This window comes from Pseudomonas sp. 5Vm1k, assembly GCF_056161485.1.
This window is the reverse complement of the sequence record NZ_JBSPCZ010000009.1, coordinates 1-25115: the sequence shown is the minus strand read 5'-3', so window position 1 is coordinate 25115 and position 25115 is coordinate 1. Positions and strand designations below refer to the sequence as shown.

Genomic DNA, 25115 nt, shown 5'->3' with positions numbered 1-25115 from the left:
GTCAGTTGACCGTGACCTGGCCGAGTGCCGGTTTCTGTTCCTGGGCCTGATGCTGTGGCGCGTAGACCTGAGTGAAGCGCACCGGCGGCAGGTTGAACTGACCTTTCTGTGAGAAGCGCACCAAGTGACGCACGCGCAACTCACCGCTCAAGGCGTCCACGGGAATCCCGTAAGCCATCTGACCCGGTTCGAAACGCGCCTTTTCCAGCGCCGTCGGTTCGGTGCCAGCCTTGCCCATCAACTTGATGCCCCACGTGGTGCGCTCGACATCGGCGCCCGGTGGCAGCGGCACTTCGATCATGCCGTAGCGCAGCGGTTTCGCGGCTTTGCTGGTGATGATCACTTCGTCCAGGTACAGGCTGTCGCTGGACAACGGCTTGGTGCCGACCGCTTCGAGTTTGAATTCGAACGCTTCGTCGCCCGGCACCAGACGCGACAGGCGACGGGTGATGGTCACGGCCATTGGATCGATTGCCGGTTGCTTGGTCTGGTAGCTCAACGCGGCGCGCAGCGGACGTTCTTGTGTACCGGCCAGCGACAACACTGGCGGCACAGGCGTCGCGCCCTGCCACGTCCAGTACATCTCACCGGTATCACCGTAGCGTTTCTTCCAGCCTTCACCCGGCGCCAGTGCAATGGTCGGCGAAGCCTGTTCGATGCTGCGCTGCAACCAGCTCAGTGCCAAGGCGCGTTCCAGGGTCGATTGCTGTGGCAGCAGACGTTGCAATAGCTGTTGCGCGTGAGCCTGATCGAAGGCTTGCAGCGACAGGTTCAGCGCTTCGGCAAACGGCTGCGAACTGACTGCCAGACGTTGTTGCGCATCCGGCAATTGACGATTGAATGCATCCGGCAGCGTCACTTTGGACTGCTTGGCCAAAGAAGCGGTCAGCGCACGCGCCGCCGCCAGGCCCAGCGCCGAATCTGGATCACTCATGACAATGCTGTCTTCGCCATCGTCCATCAGGTTCGCCGCGTTGCCGTCGCCGGCCTTCGCCAGGTCATCCATCAAGCCACTGAGCAAAGTGTTCACCGGCAATTGCATCTGTTTGGCGAACGACAGGATCAACGCCCGTTGCAACAGCGGCGTGTTCTTCGCTTGCTTGGAATACACCTCCAGCACCCGCTGCCAATGCTCCGGCGGCAGGCTCAGTTCCAGCGCTTTGCTGGCGTACCAATCAGCGTAATAGGCGTAAGCGGTGAGGAACGCATCCGGTTCCCCGTCCTGGCCCCACCAGGTGAAACTCGCCGAAGGCCCGGCCATTTGCACCAGGCGCAGACGGCTGTTTTGCATGATCAGGCGCAAGCGATCGCGGATCTGTGGATTCGACGACAGCGATGGATAGGCGATGCTCAGCGGCAGCAAACGGCTGGCAGTCTGCTCGACGCCACCGTACGGATAGCTCAGCAAATCATCGAGGGCCGAACGGAACAGCGCTTGCGGACTGTCATCCAGACGCAGGCGAATGTCCGTCGCGTCCGCCGGCAAGGTCAGCGGCGTATCACCGCTGGCCACGTCCAGGCTTTGGCTTTGCGTGACCTGCCAGCCTTCGCCGGTCGCGGTCAGGCGCACGGCCAGGGCGTCGGCGGTTTTGCCGTCCTGCACCAGTTCGGCAGTCCAGTCGCCACTCGCGAGTGCGAACGACGGCAGTGCGATGTAGTTGATGCCGTTATTCAGGGTCACAGGCACACGCTGATCGGCGCCGCCGTAATGAATCACCAACTCAGCCTTGACCGGTTTTTCGGCCTGACTGAAGGCGAACACGCCGAGGTCCGGTTTGTCGCCAGTGCGGAATTTAGTCGGGCCGCTCCACTTCAGGTACAGCGGTTTTTCCGAACGCACGAATTGCTTCTTCTGCCCGACCTGACCGTCATCGGCGATGGCCCGTGCAGTGATGCGCCAGCGGGTCAGCGAGTCAGGCATCTTGAAGGTGAAGCGGGTTTTGCCATTGGCGTCGGTGATCAATTCCGGCTGCCATGCAGCGGTATCGACGTCTTCACGACGCGGCCGCTCCAGTACTTTCACGCCCCGCTCGCTGCGGTTGGCTTTGCCCGGCGCGCCAGGGCTGCCCGGCAACGCCACGTCGTAGCTGATGAACGACAGGCTAGCGCTGGTGCGCACGTTGTTGCGGCGCGGGTGGTAGAAGAACTGGTCGATGGTCGGCGCGACTTCGGGTTGCAGCGCGTAGATCATTTCATCGACGACGCTGACCGTCAGGTGCGCCGGAATCGGTTTGCCGGCGAACTGGGTGGTCAGGTCAACCGACACCGTATCGCCCGGCTGATACGACTCTTTGTCCGTCGCAATCGCCACGTCAATTTGCGGCGTCACTACCTTGATGCCAGCGTTCTGGAAGCTGTACTGGCCGCCCTTGGTGTACAACACCGAGAACGTCAGGTTCGGCGCGAAGTTGTCCTTCACCGCAATGCGCGCGCGGTATTGGGTTTCGCTGAGTTTTTCCATCTTCAACCAGTCAGCGCCCTTGGACAGCAGCGCCGTGGCCTCGACCTTGTCCCGCTCCAGGGACAGCAGCGCATCGCTGATCGGTTCCGGGAACGTGATCAACGCCATGGCTTCGTCGCCGGCCTTGTACTCGGGTTTGTCGAGGACGATTTCCACGGTGCCCGGCACGGCTTTGACGCCTTCGCCGGTAACCGAATGACCGGTCGCACCGACCACGCGGCCATGGTCATCCTTCAGCGTCAGGTTGTAGGTGCCCGGACGGTCGAACGCGAGGCTGAAGCCTTTGTCTTTCGCGGTGAGTTTGCCGTCGCCGGTGGTCTGGTCTTCCAGACGCACCCAGCTGTAGCTGCTCGGCGTAACCGCTTTGCTTTGCTCGCTACCGCCTTCGTTCACGTAGCGGAATGCAACCTTGTCGCCGACTGCGCTGAAGCGTTGCGGTGCGCGCAGGCTGAAGCTCGCGGCGCCACGGTCGATGAGGATTTCCTTGGTGGTCTTGACCCGATACGCCGCGCCATCGCTGGCGAACACGGTGAGCATGTAGCGGCTCGGTTTGTCAGCGGCCGGCAGGTCGAGGGTCGCGTTGCCCTTGGCGTCGGTGGTCAGTTCGGTGCTGGTCAGCTCAATCGGGAATTGCCCGAGGTATTGCAGTTCGTTATCGACCATCGACAGCTGTTGGGCACGCAGGCTCAGGGTCAACTTGGCGTCGGCCACCGGTTTGCCGTCCGGGTACAACAACACCAGGCTGCCCTTCACCGGTTCGCCAGTGCGGTAATCCTGCTTGGCCAAATTGAGCGAGATTTCGAAGTGCGGCTTGATGTATTCAGCAACACGGAACGCGCTGCTGTAAGCCTGATCCTTGTAGCTGAAACGCAGTTCATAACCGCCCGCCACCGCGTTGTCCGGCAACTGGAAACGGCCCTGGGTGCCGGACTTGGAATCGAGCTTCAGCGCCAGGGATTGCAGCGCGGTGCCGGTGGCATCGAGCACCGTCACGTTGACGTCGGCAGCGGTCGGCGCCACGGAGTCCCGGGCGTTCTTGAACTCGCGTCCGACGATTTTCAGCGACACCCAATCCCCCGGCCGGTACAGCGGCCGGTCGGTGAAGGCATAGAGTTTGGTGTCGTAGATTTCGCTGTCGTAATAGAAGTTTTCGGAGACAAACACCCCGCCCTCTTCGTCTTCTCCGATCACGAACGAACGCTCGGGGCTGACGTGTTTCAGGCGCAGCAAACCATCAGCATCGGTGGCGCCGCTGCTCATTACGCCGAGGCCATCGGTCCACAGCACATTCACTTTTGGTACCGAACTGCCTTCGTGTTTGCGCGCAGCCCACACCAGTAGTTCATCACCGGCAATCTTGCTCACGGCCACGGTGTTGGAAACGAAAACCATGGTGGTCGCGCGGTACTTGCCGATCAGCGCTTCCACCAGGTACAGACCCGGTTTCAGGTGGCCCAACGGGATGTACACATTGCCCGGCGCGACGCTGACGAATTCACTGGAAGAACCGGCCAGGTTCACGCCAGCGGGCGGCTGGATCGGTTTGGCTTCCCACAGTGGATAACGGAACTGACTGACCACCGGCAGGCCCGGAATCAGCGCGAATTGCGGCTGAGCGTCGTACGGCGTTGGCGCGGCAATCGCGGTGCCCATCTTCAGCTCAGGCACTTCCTCGGTGACTTGTTTACGGGACTCGTAAGAAAACGCCCGTTGCATCACGCGACGGGATTTGCGGTACCAGTTGTCCCACAGGTACGCGAGGGTGTTCGACAGGCCTTCGCCCTTGAACTGGCCGTCACTGACTACGCGGTGCAGGTTCTTCTGGCGCTTGAGGAAATCCAGCGGCTTGTCGATGCGGTACACGCGAATGTCGGCGCCGCCATAAGGTTCCATGCGAAACCGGCGATAGTCACGGCCCGGCGCTTCGAGGCGCACCATCGCCTGCTCGTCACTGGCGAAACTGCTGTCCGCCAGCAGGAAAAAGCTTTCACCGGCCACCGGCGTGTAGCCGCTTGGCTCGACGGTGTCTTCGGCATTCACCGCCGAAAACGGCAGCACTAAAACCAACAGCAGAGGCAGTAAACGCAGCATGCGGGCACCGATCATTGGGAGAGAAAGTTCAGTCGATAGACGCCGATGAAGTTGGGGTTGGCTGCGTCGGGTATCCATCGGGTGTCCTTCCATGTCATGAGTTGCTGCAGGCTCGCGGATCGCATGCCGTTGTCAGTGGGGGTGGTGGTGCCGGTGTGATAGGCGATGTAGCGGCCCATCCAGATCATCAGGTGCTGGTCGTCGCCCTGATCGAAAAACATCAGGTCGCCGGGCCGGGCCTGCGACACATCGCGGCCCACCAGATGGCTGTTGAACTGAATCAGTTTGATTGCGTTGACGTACGGCCCGACCTTGCCGCCGCCCTGCTGCCATTGTTGGGCGAGCCCGCGCTGGGCCTCACTCAATTGCAGCTCCGGCGGCAGGTAGCGGTTGGACAGGCCATTGCTGCGCAGCCATTTGTCGTCGTGGACTTTCAGCGCTTCGTTGGCGGCGAAACGCACCAGGCCCGCGCAGTCCTGCTGATACCAGCGCGGGCTCGGGCCTTGGGTCAGTTGTTCCTGGGCGATGCGCACAAACCAGGCGCGGAACACCTGGGATTGCTGCACATCGAGCGGCGCGGGTTCGGAGGCAAACACCCGACTGCCCAGCAACATCGCCAGCAGGCCGAGGCCTCGGATAAGGGCTGTCACAGGGCTTTCCACTCCAGCGGCAACCATTGCCAGTGGCCGTCGGGCTCGCTGCCTTTTGGCAGGGTCAGCGCGTACTTGCCGTAACCGCCGAGCTTGCGCAGTTTCGGGATCAGGTAGGTTTGCGCGGCGTTGTAGAACACCGGCTCCATGTCCTGGGGCAGGCTGTCGAGGGTTTCCTGTTGCATCAGTTGCGCCATGGAATCCGGGCCGAAGTAGACCGGCATCAGCAGGTCTTTCGGCACCACGTCGGCCATGGGCGGGAAGCGTTTGTCGAGGGTGCCGAGGGCTTTGTCCACCAGCTTGTCGTCGAGGGAGAACAGCAGCGTCGAACCGTGGCGGGCCAGGCTGACTTTCATGAACGCCTTGCCGGTGATGGCGTCGGGGTTCTCGGCATCCTTGGCTTTATAAGGGCCGAAGTTGGAGCTGACCTGACGTTGCCACTGATGGGATTCGCCTTCCTTCTTCTCGATCACCGGGAACGCGTGTTCTTCGACGTTGCCTTCATAAGCGCCGACCATCGAGCCGAACAGATTACCCAAGTCGCCATCGAGTTTGGCGCTGTCGCTGTCGTTCAGGCTGGCCACCAGCAGTGGCGTGTACAGCCGCGAATCCGCGTACCAGCACAGGCCCGCCGCGCCGGCCATGTGTTCAGTCAGGGCCTGGGCGACTTTTTCTTCGGCGCCGAGTTTAACCAGCAAGGGTTTCTGTTGCTCGGCGGCAAGCGGCAAGGCCACGCAGGCGCTGGCGCCCATCGGCATGGCTTGCCAGATCGGTTTGAAATCGAAGTCCGGTTGGTTGTCCAGTTCGTCCATGGCGAGGAAGCTGTGCCAGCCCTTGTCGTCCATGTCGAAGCGCAGGCCAGCGAAGTTCGGGATGAAACGCTGGTAACCCATGGCCAAAACGCTGGAATTGACCGACAGCCGTTGTTTAACCTCAGGCGCGCGCGGTTGCAGGCCGAAGGCTTCGGGGAACAGCTTTTCGCCGCTGAGCAATGCGGCGATGGACTTGGTCGAAACGGCGCCCGACTCTTCAGACGCACCGTTGTCCGCGTCGTAGAGTTTGGTCGGATTGGACAGCACCACCAGTTTGTCGCCATGGGAGGCAAACAGCAGTGCTTTCGTTGCGTTGTAGGTCAGTTGATAGAGCGCCACATCATCAGCACCGACTTTCACCGTGCCGACTTGAGTCAGTTGCGTGTCGTCCAATGCGACCTTGGCCAACGGCTCCAGCACCTTGGCCAGACCACCGCGATCCATCACCAGCAAGAAGTCTTTCAGGCGACCATCCGCCCCACGCCACAGCGCCACGTCCGCCGGCTGATCGAAAAGCTGCTCGATCAGGCTGTCCTGCAGCTTCAGGTCATGTTCGTAAATGATCCGCCGCAAGCTGCCGATCAAGCCGAGGCGATCGGCGTGGGCTTCGTAATAGAAGACGAAATCTTCGGTCAGGGTTTCCTTGAGGAACGGCACGGCCAGCAAGTCCTTGGGCAATTGGCTCAAGGAGTTGGTTTCCAGCAGACCGTCCGGGCGGCTCATGCCCAGTTTGTCGCTGGCCAACGCCGCCAGCGGCACTTTGGGTTTGTGCATGAACCAGCCCAACCCGCCCGCCACGCCGGCCACCAGGCACAGCCCGATCACTACGGCCGGCCAGCGACGTGAAGGTTTGGCAGCCGTTGCGTCAACAGCAGGAGTCACAGTGTTATCGCTCATGTTCACGCTCATGTTCCCAAAGCTCAGCAGTTCATCCGTGGAGCGGGATGCTTAATAGTTGAAAGTCTTGACCAGCAACAGGTCACCGATGGCCCGCAAGGGCACGATGAATGTCTCGCGTTTTTCGTCGATGGTGTTTTCGTTGAGCACCAGGTTGATTTGCGAGGTGATGACCTCGTTCTGGTTGCTGGTCTCATCGAAGTTATAGCCTTCGCTGCCGAAGTTGCCCCAATAGTTCACGTAAACCAGATAGGTGCCATGCATCGGTGCGGTCATGGTGAACATTTCCGGGCCGGGGCCATCGACGCCGTCCGGGTCGAGGCCGCCACCGTTGGTCAACGCCGTATGGGCGAAGAACGCGTGCTGGCCGTCGGGGGTGATGATGTGCAGGTCGAGCTCGGCTTTGGGATCGTCCCAGCCCAGCACCACGCGAATCCGCGCTGGGGTGCGCAGGTTGTTGGCTTCATAGAATTGAACGCGCTTGAGCGACTTGCCCTCGGCGCTGCGCACTTCGACGCTGTTGGAACCGGCGCCAAACGCATACGGCCGGGCGAAACGCCCTTCGTCGTCGGTGTACAGGTTCAGTGGATTGCCGTTGACCGCCAGGGTGTGCGGCCCGCGCTGAGTGCCGATGGCCTTGAGCTGCCCTTCGATCATCGTGCGATTGCGCTGCACGCCCCGGTCGATGGGCGGTGTGGGATAGGCGACTTGAGGGTTTTCACTGCGATCGAGCAAGCCGTTATAGCGCCAGCCGCCCACGGGCTCCGACATTTCAGCCGTCGGCTCGGCCCAGGCAGCAGAGGCCCAGGCCAGCATCATCAGCAGTGAAATAAGACAACGCATGTGACGCCTCCTGCCATGCACAACGAAACCTTGCGCCCGATCCTCGGCGCGTTACAGATGCAAAAACTGCGTTTCGTCAGAATGACCCGTGACTATTGGGTCGTAGAAGGCGCGAAGGTTAGCCATTCGGCAGTTTTTTAACAATCAGATACATCTTTATTTGTGGTGGAAATCACGGTGATTGTTGGGCGTGAGCCGAATAGAGCGGTTATTCGGCTCACGGAATGAGCTGAATAATTTTCCACTGTCCCAAAAACGACATTCCTTGTGGCGAAGGACCGTGCACCGATGCCTGACAGATGAAGAACTCAACTGTGGGAGCGGGCTTGCTCGCGAAGGCGATCCATCAGCCACATCTAGAGTGACTGACACGCCGCCTTCGCGAGCAAGCCCGCTCCCACAGGGATTGTGCTCATGCCCAGGGAACAGGTTTCAAAACCCCGCTCATTTGCCCATAACCCCCATGTCTGCTAGTGTCGCGCCGGTTTAACGTCAACCGGAAATAGCCGCCATGGCCCGCAAAAAAGCTGCACTGGATTTCGAACAATCCCTCGCTGACCTGCAAACGCTGGTGGAGCGACTGGAGAACGGCGAGTTGTCGCTGGAAGATTCGCTGACGGCTTTCGAGCAAGGCATCGGTCTGACCCGCGATTGCCAGGCAGCGCTGGCCCAGGCTGAGCAAAAGGTTCAAGTGCTGCTCGAGCGTGATGGCGAGCTGGCCGAGGAACCCTTCGACGCGGATCAGCCAGAATGATTGCAGCGTATTCGGCGACCAGCCAGGCCCGCGTTAACGCAGCACTGGACACCCTGTTCAACCCGCCAAGCCCCGAGCTCGCCCGCCTCTATGAAGCCATGCGCTACAGCGTGATGAATGGCGGCAAGCGTGTGCGCCCGCTGCTGGCCTACGCCGCGTGCGAAGCGCTGGGCGGTAAGGCTGAGCAGGCCAACGGCGCGGCTTGCGCGGTAGAGCTGATTCACGCCTATTCCCTGGTGCATGACGATTTGCCAGCCATGGACGACGACGATTTGCGTCGCGGCCAGCCGACCACACACAAAAAATTCGATGAAGCCTGCGCGATCCTCGCCGGTGACGGCTTGCAGAGCCTGGCGTTCAGCGCCCTGCTTGACCCGCGCCTGAGCACCTCGGACGCCGAAATCCGTCTGCAAATGGTCAGCGCCCTGGCGTTGGCCGCAGGCCCGGCGGGTATGGTCGGCGGTCAAGCCATCGACCTCGGTTCGGTCGGCCTCAAGCTCAATCAAAAAGCCCTCGAAACCATGCACCGGCACAAGACCGGCGCGTTGATCGAGGTCAGCGTCAAACTCGGCGCCCTGGCAAGTGGCCGCGCCGAGAAAGACGAACTCAAGTCGTTGCAGACCTATGCACAGGCCATCGGCCTCGCGTTCCAGGTCCAGGACGACATTCTCGACGTCGAAAGCGATACCGAAACCCTCGGCAAACGTCAGGGTGCCGATATTGCCCGGGACAAGCCGACCTACCCGGCGCTGCTCGGTCTCGATGCGGCCAAGGCTTACGCCCTGGAACTGCGCGATCAGGCCTTGCATGCGCTGCGACCGTTTGACGCGGCAGCCGAGCCTTTGCGTGACCTGGCCCGCTATATCGTCGAACGGCGCAGCTGACAGCGTATCCGCCAAAAAAGAGCAACGCGTGGGCAGGGGCCGATGCATCAGGTAAACTGCCGCCTCTTCTATACCTATAACGATTCGCCTGATGCCCACGACGTTTCATGAGATTCCCCGCAAGCGCCCGACCACGCCCCTGCTCGACCGCGCCAACACGCCGGACGGCCTGCGCCGGTTAGGTGAAGCCGAGCTGGAAACCCTGGCCGATGAATTGCGCCTGGAATTGCTCTATACGGTCGGTCAGACCGGCGGGCATTTCGGTGCCGGCCTGGGCGTCATCGAGCTGACCATCGCGTTGCATTACGTCTTCGACACCCCGGACGACCGGCTGGTGTGGGACGTGGGTCATCAGGCCTATCCGCACAAAATCCTCACCGGCCGTCGCGAGCGCATGGGAACCCTGCGCCAGAAGGACGGCGTCGCGGCCTTCCCGCGTCGTTCCGAGAGCGAGTACGACACCTTTGGCGTCGGCCACTCCAGCACCTCGATCAGCGCAGCGCTGGGCATGGCCATTGCCGCCCGCCTGCAAAACAGTGATCGCAAGGCAATCGCGGTGATCGGCGACGGTGCACTGACCGCCGGCATGGCCTTCGAGGCGCTGAACCACGCGCCGGAAGTGAACGCCAACATGCTGGTGATCCTCAACGACAACGACATGTCGATCTCGCGCAACGTCGGCGGTTTGTCGAATTACCTGGCGAAGATCCTCTCCAGCCGCACTTACGCAAGCATGCGTGAAGGCAGCAAAAAGGTCCTGTCGCGTCTGCCCGGCGCCTGGGAAATCGCCCGGCGTACCGAAGAATACGCCAAGGGCATGCTGGTCCCCGGCACGCTGTTCGAAGAGCTGGGCTGGAATTACATCGGCCCGATCGATGGCCACGACCTGCCGACCCTGATCGCCACCCTGCGCAACATGCGCGATCTCAAAGGCCCGCAATTCCTCCACGTCGTCACCAAGAAAGGCAAAGGCTTCGCCCCGGCGGAAGTCGACCCGATCGGTTACCACGCGATCACCAAACTCGAACCGGTTGATGCGCCGGCTGCTGCGCCGAAGAAGTCTGGCGGGCCGAAGTATTCCGGTGTATTCGGCGAATGGCTGTGCGACATGGCCGCGTCTGATCCGCGTCTGGTCGGGATCACCCCGGCGATGAAGGAAGGCTCGGACCTGGTGGCGTTCAGCGAGCGTTTCCCGCTGCGCTACTTCGACGTGGCGATTGCCGAGCAGCACGCCGTTACGTTCGCTGCGGGCATGGCCTGCGAAGGCGCGAAACCGGTGGTGGCGATCTATTCGACGTTCCTGCAGCGTGGCTACGACCAACTGATCCATGACGTCGCGGTGCAAAACCTCGACGTGCTGTTCGCCATCGACCGCGCCGGTCTGGTGGGCGAAGACGGCCCGACCCACGCGGGCAGTTTCGACCTGTCGTTCCTGCGCTGCATCCCCGGCATGCTGGTGATGACCCCGAGCGACGAAAACGAACTGCGCAAAATGCTCACCACCGGCCACCTGTACAACGGCCCGGCGGCAGTGCGTTACCCGCGTGGCAATGGCCCGAACGCAACCATCGAGAAAGACCTGCAACCGATTGAAATCGGCAAGGGTGTGGTTCGCCGTCAGGGTAATAAAGTCGCCCTGCTGGTGTTCGGCGTGCAACTGGCCGAGGCGCTGAAAGTCGCCGAGACGCTGGATGCGACCGTGGTCGACATGCGCTTCGTCAAACCGCTCGATGAAGCACTGGTTCGCGAAATCGCCGGCAGCCACGAGCTGCTGGTGACCATCGAAGAGAACGCGATCATGGGCGGCGCCGGTGGTGCGGTCAGCGAGTTCCTCGCCCGCGAGAACATCCTCAAGTCGATGCTGCACCTGGGCTTGCCGGACAGCTATGTCGAACACGCCAAGCCTGCGCAAATGCTGGCGGAGTGTGGACTGGATGAAGCCGGGATTGAAGCGTCGGTGCGTGAGCGCCTGCAACTGCTGAATATCTAAACGCAAAACCCTGTGGGAGCGGGCTTGCTCGCGAAAGCGGACTGTCAGTCGACTTAAATGTTGCTGACCCACCGCCTTCGCGAGCAAGCCCGCTCCCACATTGGTTTTGCGCAACCTTCAAATATGTATCTGCTCCAGATTGCCAATGGGCTGCCAATGAACCTCCCCCGCCTCGCCCTGACGCTGACCTTGCTGCCAGCTGGCCAACTCCTGGCCGACACCTTCGAACGCGACCAGGCCCTCAAGCTCCCCGACGTGTTGATCAGCGCCAACCGCCAGGTCGAAGCGCGCAACGACAGCAGCGCCGCCAACACCGTGTTCACCCGCGAAGACATCGACCGCCTGCAACCAAGCAGCGTCACCGACCTGTTGCGTCGTGTGCCGGGCGTGCAAGTCGGGCAAACCGGTGGGCGCGGCAGCTTGCCGGGGATTTACATTCGCGGCACCAAGTCGGCCCAAAGCCTGGTGCTGGTGGATGGCCAACGCATCGGCAGCACCACATCCGGTGACAGCAACCTGCAACACCTGAATATCGAACAGATCGAGCGCGTGGAAGTGTTGCGTGGCTCCCGTTCGGTGATTTATGGCAGTGATGCAATTGGCGGGGTGATCCAGATTTTTACCCGTCGTGGCGGCGAACAAGGTTTGCAACCGCGCCTGCATGTGGGTTTTGGCAGCAATCAGACGTGGGAACGCAGTCTCGGATTGTCTGGTGGCGATGAGAAAACCCGCTTCAATCTCGGCGCCAGCCTTGATGAAACCGCCGGGATCAATCGCAGCCACGAGTCGTATCCCAGCGATGGCGATCACGACGAGTACCGCAATAAATCCGTGAGCCTGAGCCTGAGCCACGCCCTCACGGATGACATCGAAATCGGTGCCAACGTGCTGGATAACCGTGGCAAAAGCGAATTCGACAACCCGTTCGGCCGCTTCGACACGAACACCTTCGAATCGGTCCAACAGCAGCCTTACAGTGAGTTCGATGTCAGCAGCGTCAGCAGTTACATCGACGCGCGCATCAACGACGCCTGGAAAACCCGCGTCGAATTCGGCCACAGCGAAAATCGCGAAAAGACCCTCGATAAACTCAGCGACGAGCGCTCGGTGTTCAACACCTACCGCGATTCGGTGAACTGGCAAAACGACCTGACGCTCAACGAGCGCAACAGCCTGATCCTCGGTGGCGACTGGTATGAAGACCGAATCAACAGCAGCACGCCGTTCGACGAGGACAGTCGCTGGAACCGCGCGGCCTTCATTCAGCATCGCTACCAGGCTGACAGCTTCTCCACGGAACTGGGCCTGCGTCGGGACCAGAACCAACAATTCGGCGGCCAGAACAGTTGGAGCGGCACTTTCACCCTTCCGCTGAACCCGGACAACGACGTGCTGCTGACCTACAGCGAAGGCTTCCGCGCGCCGACGTTCAACGACTTGTATTACCCGGACTTCAGCAACCCGGACCTCAAACCTGAAACCTCGAAAAGCTATGAGCTGCAATGGCGCAGCCAGTTGACCGACACCGGCCGACTGGAAGCATCGCTGTACCGTACGGACCTGGAAGACGCGATTATCTTCGGTAGCAACAACCGTCCGCAGAACGTGGCCTCAGCACGCATCAACGGTTTCGAAGCGGCGCTGAAGCAGAAACTGTTCGGCTGGCAGAGCAACCTCGGTATGGCGATTATCGACCCGCGGGATCGCGACAGCGGCCATACCTTGGCCCGACGGGCGCGACGCACGTTGAGTCTGGATCTGGATCGGCAGTTTGATCGGCTGGGTCTGGGTGCCAGTTGGCAAGCGGTCAGCAACAGCTATGACGATGAGAACAACCGGCAGCCGTTGGGTGGTTATGCCTTGCTTGGGTTGCGCAGCAGTTGGGCGTTGAATCGAGAAGTTAAGCTTGAGTTGAAGGTCGACAACCTGCTCGACAAGGGCTATAGCCGGGCGTTGTACAGTTTTGACGGCAGTCAGTACGGGTATCGTGAGGAAGGTCGGGCGTGGATGTTTGGGGTGACCTGGACGCCGGAGCTCTAGCGCACGATCGTTCCTACGCTCCGCGTGGGAATGCATCCCGTGACGCTCTGCGTCACATCAGGAACGGACGCGGTGCGTCCATGGCGGCATTCCCACGCAGAGCGTGGGAATGATCATGTGGGAGCGGGCTTGCTCGCGAAGCAGGCGCCTCGGTCTCAACGGTCGGGCGCAATCAGCTGACACAACTTGGCCGTCGCCTCAATCATCTGCCCACTCGGCCGCTCCAACCCTTTATCCGTCACCAACAACAATTGCCCGCGAGCCACTGCCGTCACCTGCGGCCAGGCTTTCCACGCGTCCAGCTGCGCCTGATCACTGGCCAGAATCACCTCGGGATTGCGCTGTAATACCGCCTCAACGCTGACCTGCGGCGCCGGCAATGTCAGGTCGGCGAACACGTTACGCGCCCCGCACACTTCAAGCGCATCGCTGATGATCTGCCCGCCGCCCACGGTGTACAGCGGCCGATCCCAGACCTGATAGAACACCTGCAACGGATTGTCCCGGCGATAGCGCTGGCGCAGGCTATCCAGTTTCTGGCGCAGGTCAGCCGCCAATGTGACGCCTCGCTCCGGCCGGCCGAGTTGCGTGGCAATCGCTTCAATCTGCGCGGTGAGCTGTGCGAGGTTGTGGGGTTCGGCGACGTAGGTGGGAATGTTCAGGCGCTTGAGCTGTTCACGCTGGGCCGGGCCGACGCTGCCGGGCCAGAGCAATAGCAGATCGGGTTTGAGGCTGAGCAAGCGCTCCATGTCCAACTGACCATAGCGGCCAACGGAAGGAAGCTCCTTGAGTTCGGCGGGACGCTCACCGGCATCCAGCACCCCGACCAACAAGTCGGCGGAACCCAGTTCAACAACGATTTCAGAGAGTGACGGCGCGAGGCTGACAACCCGTTCGACCGCCATCGCCGAGCCACTGACGGCCAACAGCAAAACCGCCAGCCAATGGCGACGCATCAGCCGAGTTGACGCGGGATACGGTAGAGGTAGAACAGCACCGCAGTCGACAGCGCCAGCAGCATCAGCGGCACGGCTTCGAGGCCGACGAACACGGCCAACGCACCGATCCATGCCGGGAGGCCAGCCGCCAGGAACGCAGTACGACGCTTGGCAGCCAGGGCAATCCAGGCAGCGGGTTCTTCAGGGGTATCGAGGGCTTTCTGGGTGGCGATCAGCGCATGCTTGTAGCCGCTGAAGAACTTCAGGCTGACAAACATCGAGGCCACACCGGCGATGAACAGCGGCATCGCCAGCACCGGCAAAATAGCCTCGCCCTGGCCGAACACGCCGTTGATCACGAACAGCGGCAACAACGCCAGCGCCAGGTATTGCCACCAGTTGAAGGACAGTCGGCGCCGAACCTGACCCCGGGTCACGCCCGGTCTGCCTCGCCCTGGTGCTCGTTGCCCATCATGTGATCGAGCTTGCTGGCCTTGGTGGCCAGGTAGAGTTTGTTGTGCGGGTTGTGCCCGGTGTGCAGCGGCACACGCTCGGCGACCACGATGCCCATGTCGGTCAAGGCTTTGACCTTGCGCGGGTTGTTGGTCATCAGGCGCAGGGATTTCACGCCCAGGTGCTGGAGCATCGGCAGGCACATGGCGTAGTCACGCTGGTCGGCGGCAAAACCCAGACGCTCGTTGGCTTCAACGGTGTCGGCGCCGCCATCCTGCAACTCGTAGGCGCGGATTTTGTTCAACAGGCCAATGCCCCGGCCTTCCTGACGCAAGTAGAGCAACACGCCACGGCCTTCACGGGCGATGGCCTGCAACGCCGCCTCCAGTTGCGAGCCGCAGTCGCAGCGCTGGCTGAACAAGGCATCGCCGGTCAGGCATTCGGAATGCAACCGGCCGAGTACCGGGGCACCGTCGGCGAAATCGCCCAGGCTGAGCACCACGTGCTCGCGTCCGTTCTCTTCATCGAGAAAGCCGTGCATGGTGAATTGCGCAAAAGGCGTTGGCAGCTTCGAAGCGGCGACAAAAACGACAGGCACCGGTGTGCTCCTGATCAATAAGTACTGGAGATTCGCAGAGGCGGCATTGTAACAGCAGCTTCTTTCAGACGCTTAGGCTGAATTATGGGGCATAACAATCAAAAAGTTTGATCACTGTGGGAGCGGGCTTGCTCGCGAAAGCGGTGGGTTAGTTGGTATCAGTGTGACTGACCCACCGCATTCGCGAGCAAGCCCGCTCCCACAGGGGATCATCATATGCCAATGGATTCGTGTTCAGTCTGTGCCAAACGGATACGGCTGCTTCCACTTCTCAAAGATCGGTTTCAACTGGCCGCTTTTCACCAACGATTCCATGCGCTGGTCAAACAACGCCATCAGCACACGGGCCTTGGGGTTGTTGGCAAAGCACAAGTACAGCGGCAACTCGGCGATGTGGGTTCGACGGAATTGCGACGGGTCCCGGGCTCGGGCGACCACGTAATTGATTTCGGTCAGCGCATCGATGTAATAGTCGGCGCGGTTATGGGTCAGCATCGACAGAATGCCAGTGCGCCGTACCACTTCGTTATAGCGCTGCACGTTCGGCAGGTAATCCTGGTATTTGTAGCCGCGCACCCAGGCCAGTCGATAACTGCCGAGGGTGTCCAGGGTCGGCGCCGGATTGCTCGCCAGACCAAGGGCGTAGATGTGATCGGTGTCGAAGTTCCAGTGCGGATAGAGCACATCACTGGTCTCATCGCGATAGGCGCCAACGCAGGCATCCACTTCCCCGCGCTGGGCCAGGCCGACGGCACGGGTGTAGGGTTCGGTGCGGATGTCCAGATTGACCCCGGCCGGCTCGAAGATCGCGCGCAGCACGTCCCAACCCAGGCCGTGACCATCAGCGGCGGTGTAGTCTTCCCAGTCTTCGCTGGCCAGATGAATCACGGACGGCATCGGTGCGGCATCCCCCGCTTGGGCGAGGGAGCAAAATAGCGCGAAAATCACCATCAGCCAGCGTCGAGCCATCCTTAGACCCCTGCCTCGTTATTCAGGCGAAAAACCACACCAGGCCCTGCATCCCCAGCCACGCAAAGACCCCGGCCAACACGTCGTCGAGCATGATCCCGACACCGCCATGCACATGCCGGTCGATCCAGCGAATCGGCCATGGCTTGAGGATGTCAAAGAACCGGAACATCAAGAATCCCGCCAGCAACCAGTACCAGCCTTCCGGTACCAGCCACAGGGTGATCCACATCCCGACCATCTCGTCCCAGACGATGCCTTCGTGATCATGTACCCGTAAATCGTCGGCGACTTTGCCACATAGCCAGAAGCCGAACAGCATGGTGATGCCGAGCATCAGCCAGTAACCCCAGTCGGGCAACATCTGCCACAACGGGATAAAGGGTAGCGCAACTAACGAACCCCAGGTGCCAGGTGCCTTTGGCAAGGTGCCCGAGCCGAAGCCGAACGCCAGGAAATGCCAAGGATTGCGCCAGACCGAAGGCGGTACGAACTCCGCCGGGGTCTGCTTGGGATGATCGGTCACGGTGTCTCCCGAAAATGTTGATAGCCCCGGGTTTGCGGGGTGATGTCTTGTCCGTCAGCGTCCAGCAGCACAACGCCCTGCCCCGCTACGACCTGGCCGACCACATGAACCGGCCAGCCGTCCGCCAACAGCCTGGACAATTCGACGGGCGGCAAGGTGAAGGCCAGCACGTAATCGTCGCCACCACTCAGGGCGGCATCTTCGGCGCCTGATTGACCGAGGAAGGCCAGCAACGCTTGCGATATGGGCAGCTTACTCCGCTCCACCTGAATGCCGACCTTCGACGCGAGCGCGATATGCCCGCAGTCGGCGAGCAGGCCGTCGGAGATGTCCAGCGCCGAGGTGGCTTTGCCGCGCAACGCCTGGCCGAGGGCCAGTTGCGGTTGCGGCGACCAGTAATGGCGTAACAAAGGATCGGCGACGGCTTCATCAGCGGTCCGTTGACCGAGCACCAGCGGCAAGGCCCCGGCAGCATTGCCCAACTCACCACCGACACACAGCAAGTCACCCGGCTGTGCGCCACTGCGAGTCAACGCCTGACCGGCCGGCACGCGCCCGAACACAGTCATGGTCACACTCAGTGGCCCACGGGTGGTATCACCACCGATCAGCGCCACACCACAACTCTGCGCCATCACATTCAAACCACGGGCGTAGGCGTCCAGCCAATCGGCGGTCACCGTCGGCAACGTCAGGGCAAGGGTAAAGGCAACGGGGGTGGCGCCCATGGCGGCCAGGTCGCTGACCGCTACAGCCAGCGAGCGCTGACCGAGCAAAAACGGGTCGCAGGGATCTGCGAAATGCACACCGGCAACGAGCGTGTCGGTGGATATCGCCAACTGTTCCCCAAGAGGAACAGCCAGCAAGGCGCAGTCATCACCGATCCCAAGAGCAACGCCCTCGCCGCCCTGCGCACAAGGCGCGGCGGCGAAGAAATTGCGGATCAGCTCAAACTCGCCCATGTGGCAGCTATCAAGCGCAGATTAGCGCTTGAATGCCTTCACTTCAGCTTCACGCAGACGTGGGGCCAGCTTGTCGAGCACACCGTTGACGAACTTGTGGCCGTCGGTGGAACCGAAGACTTTCGCCAGCTCGATACCTTCGTTGATCACAACGCGGTAAGGCACGTCGACACGCTTGATCAGCTCCCAGGTGGACAGGCGCAGAACGGCCAGTTCAACCGGGTCCAGCTCTTCGATCGTAATGTCCAGGCACGGGGCCAGGGCCGTATCGATCTCGGTGCGGTGCGCTGGAACGCCGTGCAGGATGTCGTGGAAGTAGGCAGCATCGACATCGCTGAAATCGTTATCGACCCGGAACTGCGCTTCGATCTCGTTCAGCGACTGCTTGGCCATGTGCCATTGGTACAGCGCTTGAGTCGCGAGCTGACGGGCTTCGCGACGCTTGACGCTTTTCGATGGCTTGCCGGCATCCGCAGGCTTTGGATCGCGCGGGTTGAAACGATCACTTTCGTCGCTAATCACTTGGCCTCCAACTGCGCCAGCAGGCTGACCATTTCCAGAGCGGACAGGGCAGCTTCGGCACCTTTGTTACCGGCCTTGGTGCCGGAACGTTCAATGGCTTGCTCGATGGAATCAACGGTCAGGACGCCGAAAGCGACCGGAACGCCGAACTCCATGGACACCTGGGCCAGGCCCTTGGTGCATTCGCCCGCCACGTATTCGAAGTGCGGAGTACCGCCACGAATGACCGCGCCCAGGGCGATGATTGCCGCGTATTCGCCCTTCTGAGCGACTTTCTGCGCAACCAGCGGAATTTCGAAGGCGCCAGGCGCACGGATGATGGTGATGTCGCTTTCGCTCACGCCATGGCGAACCAGGGCATCAACTGCACCGCTAACCAGGCTTTCAACGACGAAGCTGTTGAAACGGCCCACTACCAAAGCGTAGCGGCCTTTAGGGGCGATGAAGGTACCTTCGATGGTCTTCAGGGTCATTCGTTAGATCTCTTAAAGAGCCGGGACGCGTTTTCTACGCGTCCCTCAGTGATATTTGAACCGCGAATACAGCGTCGGAAATCGCACATCGGTGTTCACTTGCACATCTTTGTGGCGAGGGAGCTTGCTCCCGCTGGGCTGCGTAGCGGCCCCTCTTGTGGGCGCTGCGCACCCAAACGGGAGCAAGCTCCCTCGCCACAATAAATCAAACATGCCTTGAGCGAACAACGAGGCCAAAACCCGGCGTCTTATTCGGAGGGCACGTATTCTACAACTTCCAGATCGAAACCGGATATCGCATTAAATTTCATTGGCGCACTCATCAGGCGCATTTTGCGTACGCCCAGGTCCCGCAGGATCTGCGAACCGGCACCGACAATGCTGTAGGTGGTCGGTTTTTTCGCCGGGACGTGCTCCGCGGTTTCGCGGATGTGCGCCAGCAATACGTCGCCATCGAGCGGATGACCGAGCAACAGCACCACACCGCTGCCGGCCTCAGCCACCGCGGCCATGGCGGCGCGCAGGCTCCAGCGGCCCGGTTGCTTGACCATCAACAAGTCGCGCAGCGGGTCCATGTTATGCACTCGAACCAGGGTCGGCTCTTCAGCGCACACGGTGCCCAAGGTCAGGGCCATGTGCACGTCGCCTTCCACGGAATCACGATAGGTCACCAGGTTGAATTGGCCCAGTTCGCTGTCCAGCGGCTGCTCGGCAATCCGCTGAACGGTACGTTCGTGGATCATCCGGTAGTGAATCAGGTCGGCAATGGTGCCGATCTTGATGTTGTGTTCGGCGGCGAAGGTTTCCAGTTCGGCGCGGCGGGACATGGTGCCGTCGTCGTTCATCACTTCGCAGATCACGCCGCTCGGCTCGAAACCGGCCATGCGCGCCAGGTCGCAAGCGGCTTCGGTGTGGCCGGCGCGAGCGAGGGTGCCGCCCGGTTGGGCCATCAGCGGGAAGATGTGGCCCGGGCTGACGATGTCTTCAGCCTTGGCATCCTTGGCGGCGGCGGCCTGTACGGTACGGGCGCGGTCGGCGGCAGAGATGCCTGTGGTCACGCCAGTCGTGGCTTCGATCGACACGGTGAACTTGGTGCCGAAACCGGAACCGTTGCGCGGCGCCATCAACGGCAGCTTCAGCAGTTCGCAGCGCTCGCGGCTCATCGGCATGCAGATCAGGCCACGGGCGTGCTTGGCCATGAAGTTGATGTGTTCAGGCTGGCAGCACTCGGCGGCCATGATCAGGTCGCCTTCGTTCTCGCGGTCTTCGTCATCCATGAGGATGACCATCTTGCCTTGGCGGATGTCTTCAACCAGTTCTTCGATGCTATTGAGCGCCACAAGGCACCCCCTTGAGTCAGGATTTGAGGTAGCCGTTAGCGGCCAGAAAGCTTTCGGTGATGTTTCCAGAAGTTGGCTCTGCGGCCTTATCGCCCAACAGCAGGCGCTCCAGATAACGTGCCAGCAAGTCCACTTCCAGATTCACCCGGCGACCTGGCTGATAAGACGCCATGATGGTTTCGCTCAGGGTGTGGGGAATGATCGTCAGCAAGAACTCGGCGCCATCGACCGCGTTCACAGTCAGGCTGGTGCCGTCGACGGTGATCGAGCCTTTATGGGCGATGTACTTGGCGAGGTCTTTCGGCGCGCGGATGCGAAATTCCACAGCGCGAGCATTCTCGGTGCGGGCAACCACTTCGCCCACGCCATCGACGTGACCGCTGACCAGGTGCCCGCCGAGGCGAGTGGTCGGGGTCAGGGCTTTTTCCAGATTGACCGGGCTGCCGCTTTTCAGGTCGTTCATGGCGGTGCAGTCGAGGGTTTCGCGGCTGACGTCCGCCGCAAAGCCGTTGCCTGGCAATTCAACCGCAGTCAGGCATACGCCGTTGACCGCAATACTGTCGCCCAGTTTGACGTCGCTCAGGTCGAGCTTGCCGGTTTCTACGTAAACCCGCACATCTCCGCCTTTTGGGGTCAATGCACGAATACTGCCGATGGATTCGATGATGCCGGTAAACATGAAGTCCTCCTCGAGAACAAAGCCGTCGCGTGGCGCAGGCCGGGAATTATACGCTCGCTGCTGGCACAGGAATGGCGATGACTCGCCAGTCATCGCCAACCGCGCGAATTTCGGTGATTTTGAGCTCAGGCGCATCCTTCATTTGCGTCAACGGCCAGTCCAGCAACGGGCGGGCCGAAGAGCCGAGGAACTTGCCGGCGATGAATATCTGGAATTCATCCACCAGACCTTGCTGGGCAAAAGCCCCGGCCAGGCGCGGGCCTGCTTCGACCAACACTTCGTTGACCCCACGGTTGGCCAGTTCGACCAGCAGTTTGCGCAGGTCCACCAGACCATCGTCGCCGGCCACGATCAAACATTCCGGACCGTTGGCGTACTGTTCTTCAATCGCCATGCAGGTGGCGACCAACGCCGGGCCAGCCTTGAAGAACGGCGCATCCAGCGGCACGCGCAGGCGACCGTCGATCAGCACGCGCAGTGGCGGACGGCTCATGGCCAGGGCAGTTTGCTCAGCGTCCAGGCCCAACTCTGCGGCACGCACGGTCAAACGCGCGTCATCCGCCAGCACTGTGTCAGCACCGGTCAGCACCACACTGGCCTGGGCGCGCAGGCGTTGTACCGCCGAACGTGCGGCCGGGCCGGTGATCCATTGGCTTTCGCCACTTTCCATCGCCGTGCGACCGTCGAGGCTCATGGCCAACTTGACCCGCACGAACGGCAAGCCGTGCTCCATGCGCTTCAGGAAACCTTCATTAAGCTTGCGCGCCTCACCTTCCAGCACGCCGCTTTCGGTGGCGATCCCGGCCTGGGCCAGGCGCTGCATGCCGCGACCGGCCACCGACGGGTTCGGGTCCTGCATCGCCGCGACTACACGGGCGAGGCCGGCATTCACTAGCGCATCGGCGCAGGGCGGCGTGCGACCGTGGTGGCTGCAAGGTTCGAGGGTCACGTAAGCGGTGGCGCCCCGGGCCTTGTCGCCGGCAGCGTGCAAGGCGTGGACTTCGGCGTGGGGTTCGCCGGTGCGCACGTGCCAGCCTTCGCCGACAATCTGCCCGTCCTTCACGATCACACAACCAACCCGTGGGTTGGGGTGAGTCGTGTAGTGACCTTTGCGCGCCAGTTCAAGGGCGCGGGCCATGTAATGGGCGTCGAGGATGGCTTGTTCTGCGGAGGTGGTCATTCTTTCACCGGCTCACGGGCCAGGCGATCGATCTCTTCGCGGAACTCGTTCAAGTCCTGGAAGCGCCGATACACGGAGGCGAAACGAATGTAGGCGACTTCGTCGAGCTTTTGCAGCTCGGCCATCACCAGTTCACCGACCACGAGGGATTTGACCTCACGCTCGCCGGTGGCGCGCAGTTTGTGTTTGATGTGCACCAGCGACGACTCGAGGCGCTCGACACTCACCGGGCGCTTCTCCAGCGCCCGCTGCATGCCGGCGCGGAGTTTTTCTTCGTCGAACGGCTGACGGCTGCCGTCAGTTTTGATCAGGCGCGGCAACACCAGTTCGGCAGTCTCGAACGTCGTGAAACGCTCGCCGCAGGCCAGGCATTCACGCCGGCGGCGCACCTGTTCGCCCTCGGCGACCAGACGCGAGTCGATGACCTTGGTGTCGTTGGCACCGCAGAAGGGACAGTGCATGGTGGCAGGCAACAAAAAAAGGGAGGGCCATGGTAGCGCATCCCCGTGGCAAGACAAGCCATAGGGTTTGCGGTATACAGACGAGCTATATGTTTGATTCATGGATTTCACCTTGCTGGAGCCACACATGTCGCTACGACCGCTCGTCTTGCTCAGTGTTTTAAGCCTGCTGGTGGCCTGCGGCAGCGATGCGCCCAAGCCCCAGCCGCCGACCCCAGGCCCGGCGCCACAAGCTGCGCAGAAGAAAGCCAAGGAATCGGCCGACCTCGGCCCGCTGCCGGCATATCAGCGTGAATTGAGCGGCACCCTGCAGGGCGTGCCCGCCGGTGCCGAAGTGGAACTGGCGCTGCTGGTGATCGACGATAAATCCCGCCCGCAACAATTGCTCGCCAGTTCCAGTCTGATCGGCACTAATCAGGTGTTGCCGTTTCGCCTGCGCTTCAACCCTGAATCCTTCCCGATCGGTGCCCGCGTTGAGCTACGTGGCCGCGCCACCCAGTCCGGCCAGCTGATTTTGCACCTGCCGTCGCAAACCATTACCCAGCCGACGACCCAGGCCCTGGGCCAACTGCAATTCGTCAAAGCACCATGATTGCACCGCTCGACCTGCAACAGGCGTTGGGTGAGTTGCTCGGTGATGCACAGCTCGTCGCTTGCGCGTTACCGGACACCGACCTGAAACTCTGGCTGATCGACGGCGACAACATGGACCGAGCCTTCAGCCCGGAAGAAACCCGACGGATTCTGCACGAACCGCCCTACTGGAGTTTCTGCTGGGCCAGTGGCTTGGCGGTGGCGCGTTATCTCGCTGAGTTTCCAGAGTGGGTCAAAGGCAAACGGGTGCTGGATTTCGGTGCCGGGTCCGGGGTGGCCGGGATTGCCGCTCTGAAGGCCGGCGCACTGGAAGTGGTGGCCTGTGACCTGGACCCGCTGGCGATTGCGGCGTGTCGGGCGAATGCTCAGCTTAATGACGTAGAACTCAATTATTCGACGGATTTTTTTGCCGAGGCGGATCGGTTTGATCTGATTCTGGTGGCGGACGTGCTGTACGACCGGGCGAATCTGCCGCTGCTCGATGAGTTCCTGAGTCGCGGCCAGGAAGCCTTGGTCGCGGATTCACGGGTTCGGGATTTTCGTCATCCGTTGTATCGGCGCATCGAGATGCTGGAGGCGATGACCTTGCCCGATCTGGCTGAGCCCGAAGAGTTTCGGTATGTGAGCCTTTACCATGCCCGGCGTGCATGAAGCCGCCAAAAAATCGCAGCCTTCGGCAGCTCCTACAGGATCGGGTTCACACGCGGTCAATGTAGGAGCTGCCGAAGGCTGCGATCTTTTGCGCCAGCCCTTATAGTGAGCGTATCCACGCTTTTACGAGATCCCCCATGAGTCAGGAAACGCCGTACATCTTCGACGCCACGACTGCCGATTTCGACCAGTCGGTGATCGAGAACTCTTTTCACAAACCGGTGCTGGTGGATTTCTGGGCCGAATGGTGTGCGCCGTGCAAGGCGCTGATGCCGATGCTGCAAACCATCGCTGAGAGTTATCAGGGCGAACTGCTGTTGGCCAAGGTCAATTGCGACGTCGAGCCGGACATCGTCTCGCGCTTCGGCATTCGCAGCCTGCCGACCGTGGTGCTGTTCAAGGACGGTCAACCAGTAGACGGTTTTGCCGGTGCCCAACCGGAATCCGCTGTCCGCACCATGCTTGAACCGCATGTGCAGATGCCGCCGCCGGCCGCTGCCGATCCGTTCGAACAGGCTCAGGCACTCTTCGACGAAGGTCGTTTCGCCGACGCCGAAGCCGTTCTCAAAGTGCTGCTGGGCGAAGACAACACCAACGCCAAAGCGCTGATCCTGTATGCCCGCTGCCTCACCGAGCGTGGCGAACTGGGTGAAGCGCAAACCGTGCTCGACGCGGTCAAGACCGATGAGCACAAGGCTGCGCTGGCCGGTGCCAAGGCGCAGATCCAGTTCCTCGGCCAGGCCAAGGATTTGCCGGATGCGGCGGATTTGAAAGCACGCCTGGCAAAAGACCCGCAGGACGATGAAGCGGTCTACCAACTGGCGATTCAGCAACTGGCCCGTCAACAATATGAACCGGCGCTGGACTCGTTGCTGAAGCTGTTCATCCGCAACCGCAGCTACAGCGAAGGCTTGCCACACAAGACCTTGCTGCAGGTATTCGAACTGCTGGGCAACGATCACCCGCTGGTGACCACGTACCGTCGCAAGTTGTTCGCAGCGTTGTATTAATCGGATTCGGGCCCTGTGAACCCGATCCCGTAGGAGCTGCGGCACGCTGCGATCTTTTGATCTTGTTTTTGCGGTGCCGGAACAACCGAAAGATCAAAAAATCGCAGCCTTCGGCAGCTCCTACGCTGGCTCTTGCCAGCTGTACAACGGCGTATCCCCGCCGCTCACCACCTTCACATCCGCACAATGGCGCAGGCGCACCAACAGGCGTGCCGCAGCTCCTTGTATCTCGACTATCGCTCCATCAGGAGCGATAGTTCTCGACTGATCATCGAGGGAGGGATCTGGAAGCCGTGCAGCTCCTTAGGCTTTTTGCCTGTGACGTAGATCGTGCTCC

Annotated in this window: 24 protein-coding genes and 1 pseudogene; 8 read left to right on the top strand and 17 right to left on the bottom strand. The window is 61.2% G+C overall.

The annotated features are described in order from the left end of the window. Position 1: 1 nt before the first annotated feature. Genes ACWIKB_RS18505 through ACWIKB_RS18490 form a run of 4 tightly spaced genes read right to left on the bottom strand, consistent with a single transcriptional unit; the run spans position 2 to position 7754 of the window. Positions 2–4567: an alpha-2-macroglobulin family protein gene (locus ACWIKB_RS18505; protein ID WP_475268936.1), complete on the bottom strand. Its 4566-nt coding sequence runs from the start codon at positions 4565–4567 to the stop codon at positions 2–4. Next, entirely contained in the window at positions 4564–5229 is a 666-nt protein-coding gene (locus ACWIKB_RS18500) for a DUF1175 domain-containing protein (RefSeq protein WP_475268669.1), read from the bottom strand. Before ACWIKB_RS18500 ends, ACWIKB_RS18505 begins: the two co-directional genes overlap by 4 nt. After that, positions 5199–6911: a DUF2138 domain-containing protein gene (locus ACWIKB_RS18495; protein WP_475268668.1), complete on the bottom strand. Its 1713-nt coding sequence runs from the start codon at positions 6909–6911 to the stop codon at positions 5199–5201. Before ACWIKB_RS18495 ends, ACWIKB_RS18500 begins: the two co-directional genes overlap by 31 nt. Before the next feature lie 51 nt (positions 6912–6962). Then, on the bottom strand, positions 6963–7754 hold the full coding sequence (locus tag ACWIKB_RS18490; RefSeq protein ID WP_475268666.1) for a YfaP family protein: 792 nt from the start codon (positions 7752–7754) through the stop codon (positions 6963–6965). Positions 7755–7769: 15 nt separating this feature from the next. On the opposite strand from ACWIKB_RS18490, the gene ACWIKB_RS18485 reads away from it, so the two are divergent. The 5 genes from ACWIKB_RS18485 (at position 7770) to ACWIKB_RS18465 (ending at position 13422) form a co-directional block, all read left to right on the top strand. After that, positions 7770–7895 carry a hypothetical protein gene (locus ACWIKB_RS18485; protein WP_475268665.1) on the top strand — a complete coding sequence of 42 codons (126 nt, stop codon included), beginning with the start codon at positions 7770–7772 and terminating at the stop codon, positions 7893–7895. A gap of 370 nt (positions 7896–8265) precedes the next feature. Continuing rightward, positions 8266–8508 (top strand): exodeoxyribonuclease VII small subunit, encoded by a 243-nt coding sequence (locus tag ACWIKB_RS18480; RefSeq protein ID WP_007894317.1) that lies wholly within the window; start codon positions 8266–8268, stop codon positions 8506–8508. Continuing rightward, positions 8505–9392, top strand: a complete 888-nt coding sequence (gene ispA / locus ACWIKB_RS18475; RefSeq protein ID WP_475268664.1) for a (2E,6E)-farnesyl diphosphate synthase — start codon at positions 8505–8507, stop codon at positions 9390–9392. The genes ACWIKB_RS18480 and ispA overlap by 4 nt, the downstream gene beginning before the upstream one ends. 91 nt (positions 9393–9483) lie before the next feature. After that, complete coding sequence (dxs, locus tag ACWIKB_RS18470) at positions 9484–11382, top strand: 1-deoxy-D-xylulose-5-phosphate synthase (protein ID WP_475268662.1); 1899 nt, start codon at positions 9484–9486, stop codon at positions 11380–11382. 156 nt (positions 11383–11538) lie between these two features. Then, on the top strand, positions 11539–13422 hold the full coding sequence (locus tag ACWIKB_RS18465) for a TonB-dependent receptor domain-containing protein (RefSeq protein ID WP_475268660.1): 1884 nt from the start codon (positions 11539–11541) through the stop codon (positions 13420–13422). A gap of 155 nt (positions 13423–13577) precedes the next feature. On the opposite strand, the gene ACWIKB_RS18460 is transcribed toward ACWIKB_RS18465, so the two are convergent. The 12 genes from ACWIKB_RS18460 to nrdR all read right to left on the bottom strand — a co-directional run bounded on the left by ACWIKB_RS18460 (position 13578) and on the right by nrdR (position 22523). Further along, positions 13578–14378: a cobalamin-binding protein gene (locus ACWIKB_RS18460; protein WP_475268659.1), complete on the bottom strand. Its 801-nt coding sequence runs from the start codon at positions 14376–14378 to the stop codon at positions 13578–13580. Further along, the gene (locus tag ACWIKB_RS18455) at positions 14378–14797 is read right to left on the bottom strand and encodes an MFS transporter (RefSeq protein WP_475268657.1); all 420 of its coding nucleotides are present in this window, start codon (positions 14795–14797) and stop codon (positions 14378–14380) included. Before ACWIKB_RS18455 ends, ACWIKB_RS18460 begins: the two co-directional genes overlap by 1 nt. Beyond that, the gene (gene ribA / locus ACWIKB_RS18450) at positions 14794–15411 is read right to left on the bottom strand and encodes a GTP cyclohydrolase II (protein ID WP_054052350.1); all 618 of its coding nucleotides are present in this window, start codon (positions 15409–15411) and stop codon (positions 14794–14796) included. Before ribA ends, ACWIKB_RS18455 begins: the two co-directional genes overlap by 4 nt. A 234-nt stretch (positions 15412–15645) precedes the next feature. Next, positions 15646–16380 carry a substrate-binding periplasmic protein gene (locus ACWIKB_RS18445; protein ID WP_475268656.1) on the bottom strand — a complete coding sequence of 245 codons (735 nt, stop codon included), beginning with the start codon at positions 16378–16380 and terminating at the stop codon, positions 15646–15648. Between the two features lie 22 nt (positions 16381–16402). Beyond that, positions 16403–16906: a phosphatidylglycerophosphatase A family protein gene (locus tag ACWIKB_RS18440; RefSeq protein ID WP_046047355.1), complete on the bottom strand. Its 504-nt coding sequence runs from the start codon at positions 16904–16906 to the stop codon at positions 16403–16405. Beyond that, the gene (gene thiL / locus ACWIKB_RS18435) at positions 16903–17868 is read right to left on the bottom strand and encodes a thiamine-phosphate kinase (RefSeq protein ID WP_475268654.1); all 966 of its coding nucleotides are present in this window, start codon (positions 17866–17868) and stop codon (positions 16903–16905) included. Before thiL ends, ACWIKB_RS18440 begins: the two co-directional genes overlap by 4 nt. A 21-nt stretch (positions 17869–17889) precedes the next feature. Next, positions 17890–18390: a transcription antitermination factor NusB gene (gene nusB / locus ACWIKB_RS18430; RefSeq protein ID WP_007944234.1), complete on the bottom strand. Its 501-nt coding sequence runs from the start codon at positions 18388–18390 to the stop codon at positions 17890–17892. After that, positions 18387–18863 (bottom strand): 6,7-dimethyl-8-ribityllumazine synthase, encoded by a 477-nt coding sequence (ribH, locus tag ACWIKB_RS18425; RefSeq protein ID WP_003185938.1) that lies wholly within the window; start codon positions 18861–18863, stop codon positions 18387–18389. The genes nusB and ribH overlap by 4 nt, the downstream gene beginning before the upstream one ends. 248 nt (positions 18864–19111) lie before the next feature. Further along, complete coding sequence (gene ribBA, locus ACWIKB_RS18420) at positions 19112–20203, bottom strand: bifunctional 3,4-dihydroxy-2-butanone-4-phosphate synthase/GTP cyclohydrolase II (RefSeq protein ID WP_123596788.1); 1092 nt, start codon at positions 20201–20203, stop codon at positions 19112–19114. A gap of 16 nt (positions 20204–20219) precedes the next feature. Further along, positions 20220–20882, bottom strand: coding sequence for a riboflavin synthase (locus ACWIKB_RS18415; protein WP_054616781.1), 663 nt, complete (start codon positions 20880–20882; stop codon positions 20220–20222). Positions 20883–20928: 46 nt separating this feature from the next. Next, a complete protein-coding gene (ribD, locus tag ACWIKB_RS18410) occupies positions 20929–22062 on the bottom strand; it encodes a bifunctional diaminohydroxyphosphoribosylaminopyrimidine deaminase/5-amino-6-(5-phosphoribosylamino)uracil reductase RibD (RefSeq protein ID WP_475268652.1) in 1134 nt (377 codons plus the stop codon). Continuing rightward, entirely contained in the window at positions 22059–22523 is a 465-nt protein-coding gene (nrdR, locus tag ACWIKB_RS18405; protein ID WP_003228656.1) for a transcriptional regulator NrdR, read from the bottom strand. The genes ribD and nrdR overlap by 4 nt, the downstream gene beginning before the upstream one ends. A gap of 127 nt (positions 22524–22650) precedes the next feature. Here nrdR and ACWIKB_RS18400 point away from each other — a divergent pair, with 127 nt between their 5' ends. The 3 genes from ACWIKB_RS18400 (at position 22651) to trxA (ending at position 24778) form a co-directional block, all read left to right on the top strand. Continuing rightward, positions 22651–23115 (top strand): hypothetical protein, encoded by a 465-nt coding sequence (locus tag ACWIKB_RS18400; RefSeq protein WP_475268650.1) that lies wholly within the window; start codon positions 22651–22653, stop codon positions 23113–23115. Continuing rightward, positions 23112–23768 carry a class I SAM-dependent methyltransferase gene (locus ACWIKB_RS18395; RefSeq protein WP_475268648.1) on the top strand — a complete coding sequence of 219 codons (657 nt, stop codon included), beginning with the start codon at positions 23112–23114 and terminating at the stop codon, positions 23766–23768. Before ACWIKB_RS18400 ends, ACWIKB_RS18395 begins: the two co-directional genes overlap by 4 nt. Before the next feature lie 137 nt (positions 23769–23905). Further along, positions 23906–24778, top strand: a complete 873-nt coding sequence (trxA, locus tag ACWIKB_RS18390) for a thioredoxin (RefSeq protein WP_475268646.1) — start codon at positions 23906–23908, stop codon at positions 24776–24778. A 120-nt stretch (positions 24779–24898) separates the two neighbouring features. Here the strand turns inward: trxA and ACWIKB_RS18385 are convergent. Then, positions 24899–25078 (bottom strand): annotated as a pseudogene (locus tag ACWIKB_RS18385) (hypothetical protein); the annotation flags it as partial. Positions 25079–25115 lie beyond the last annotated feature (37 nt).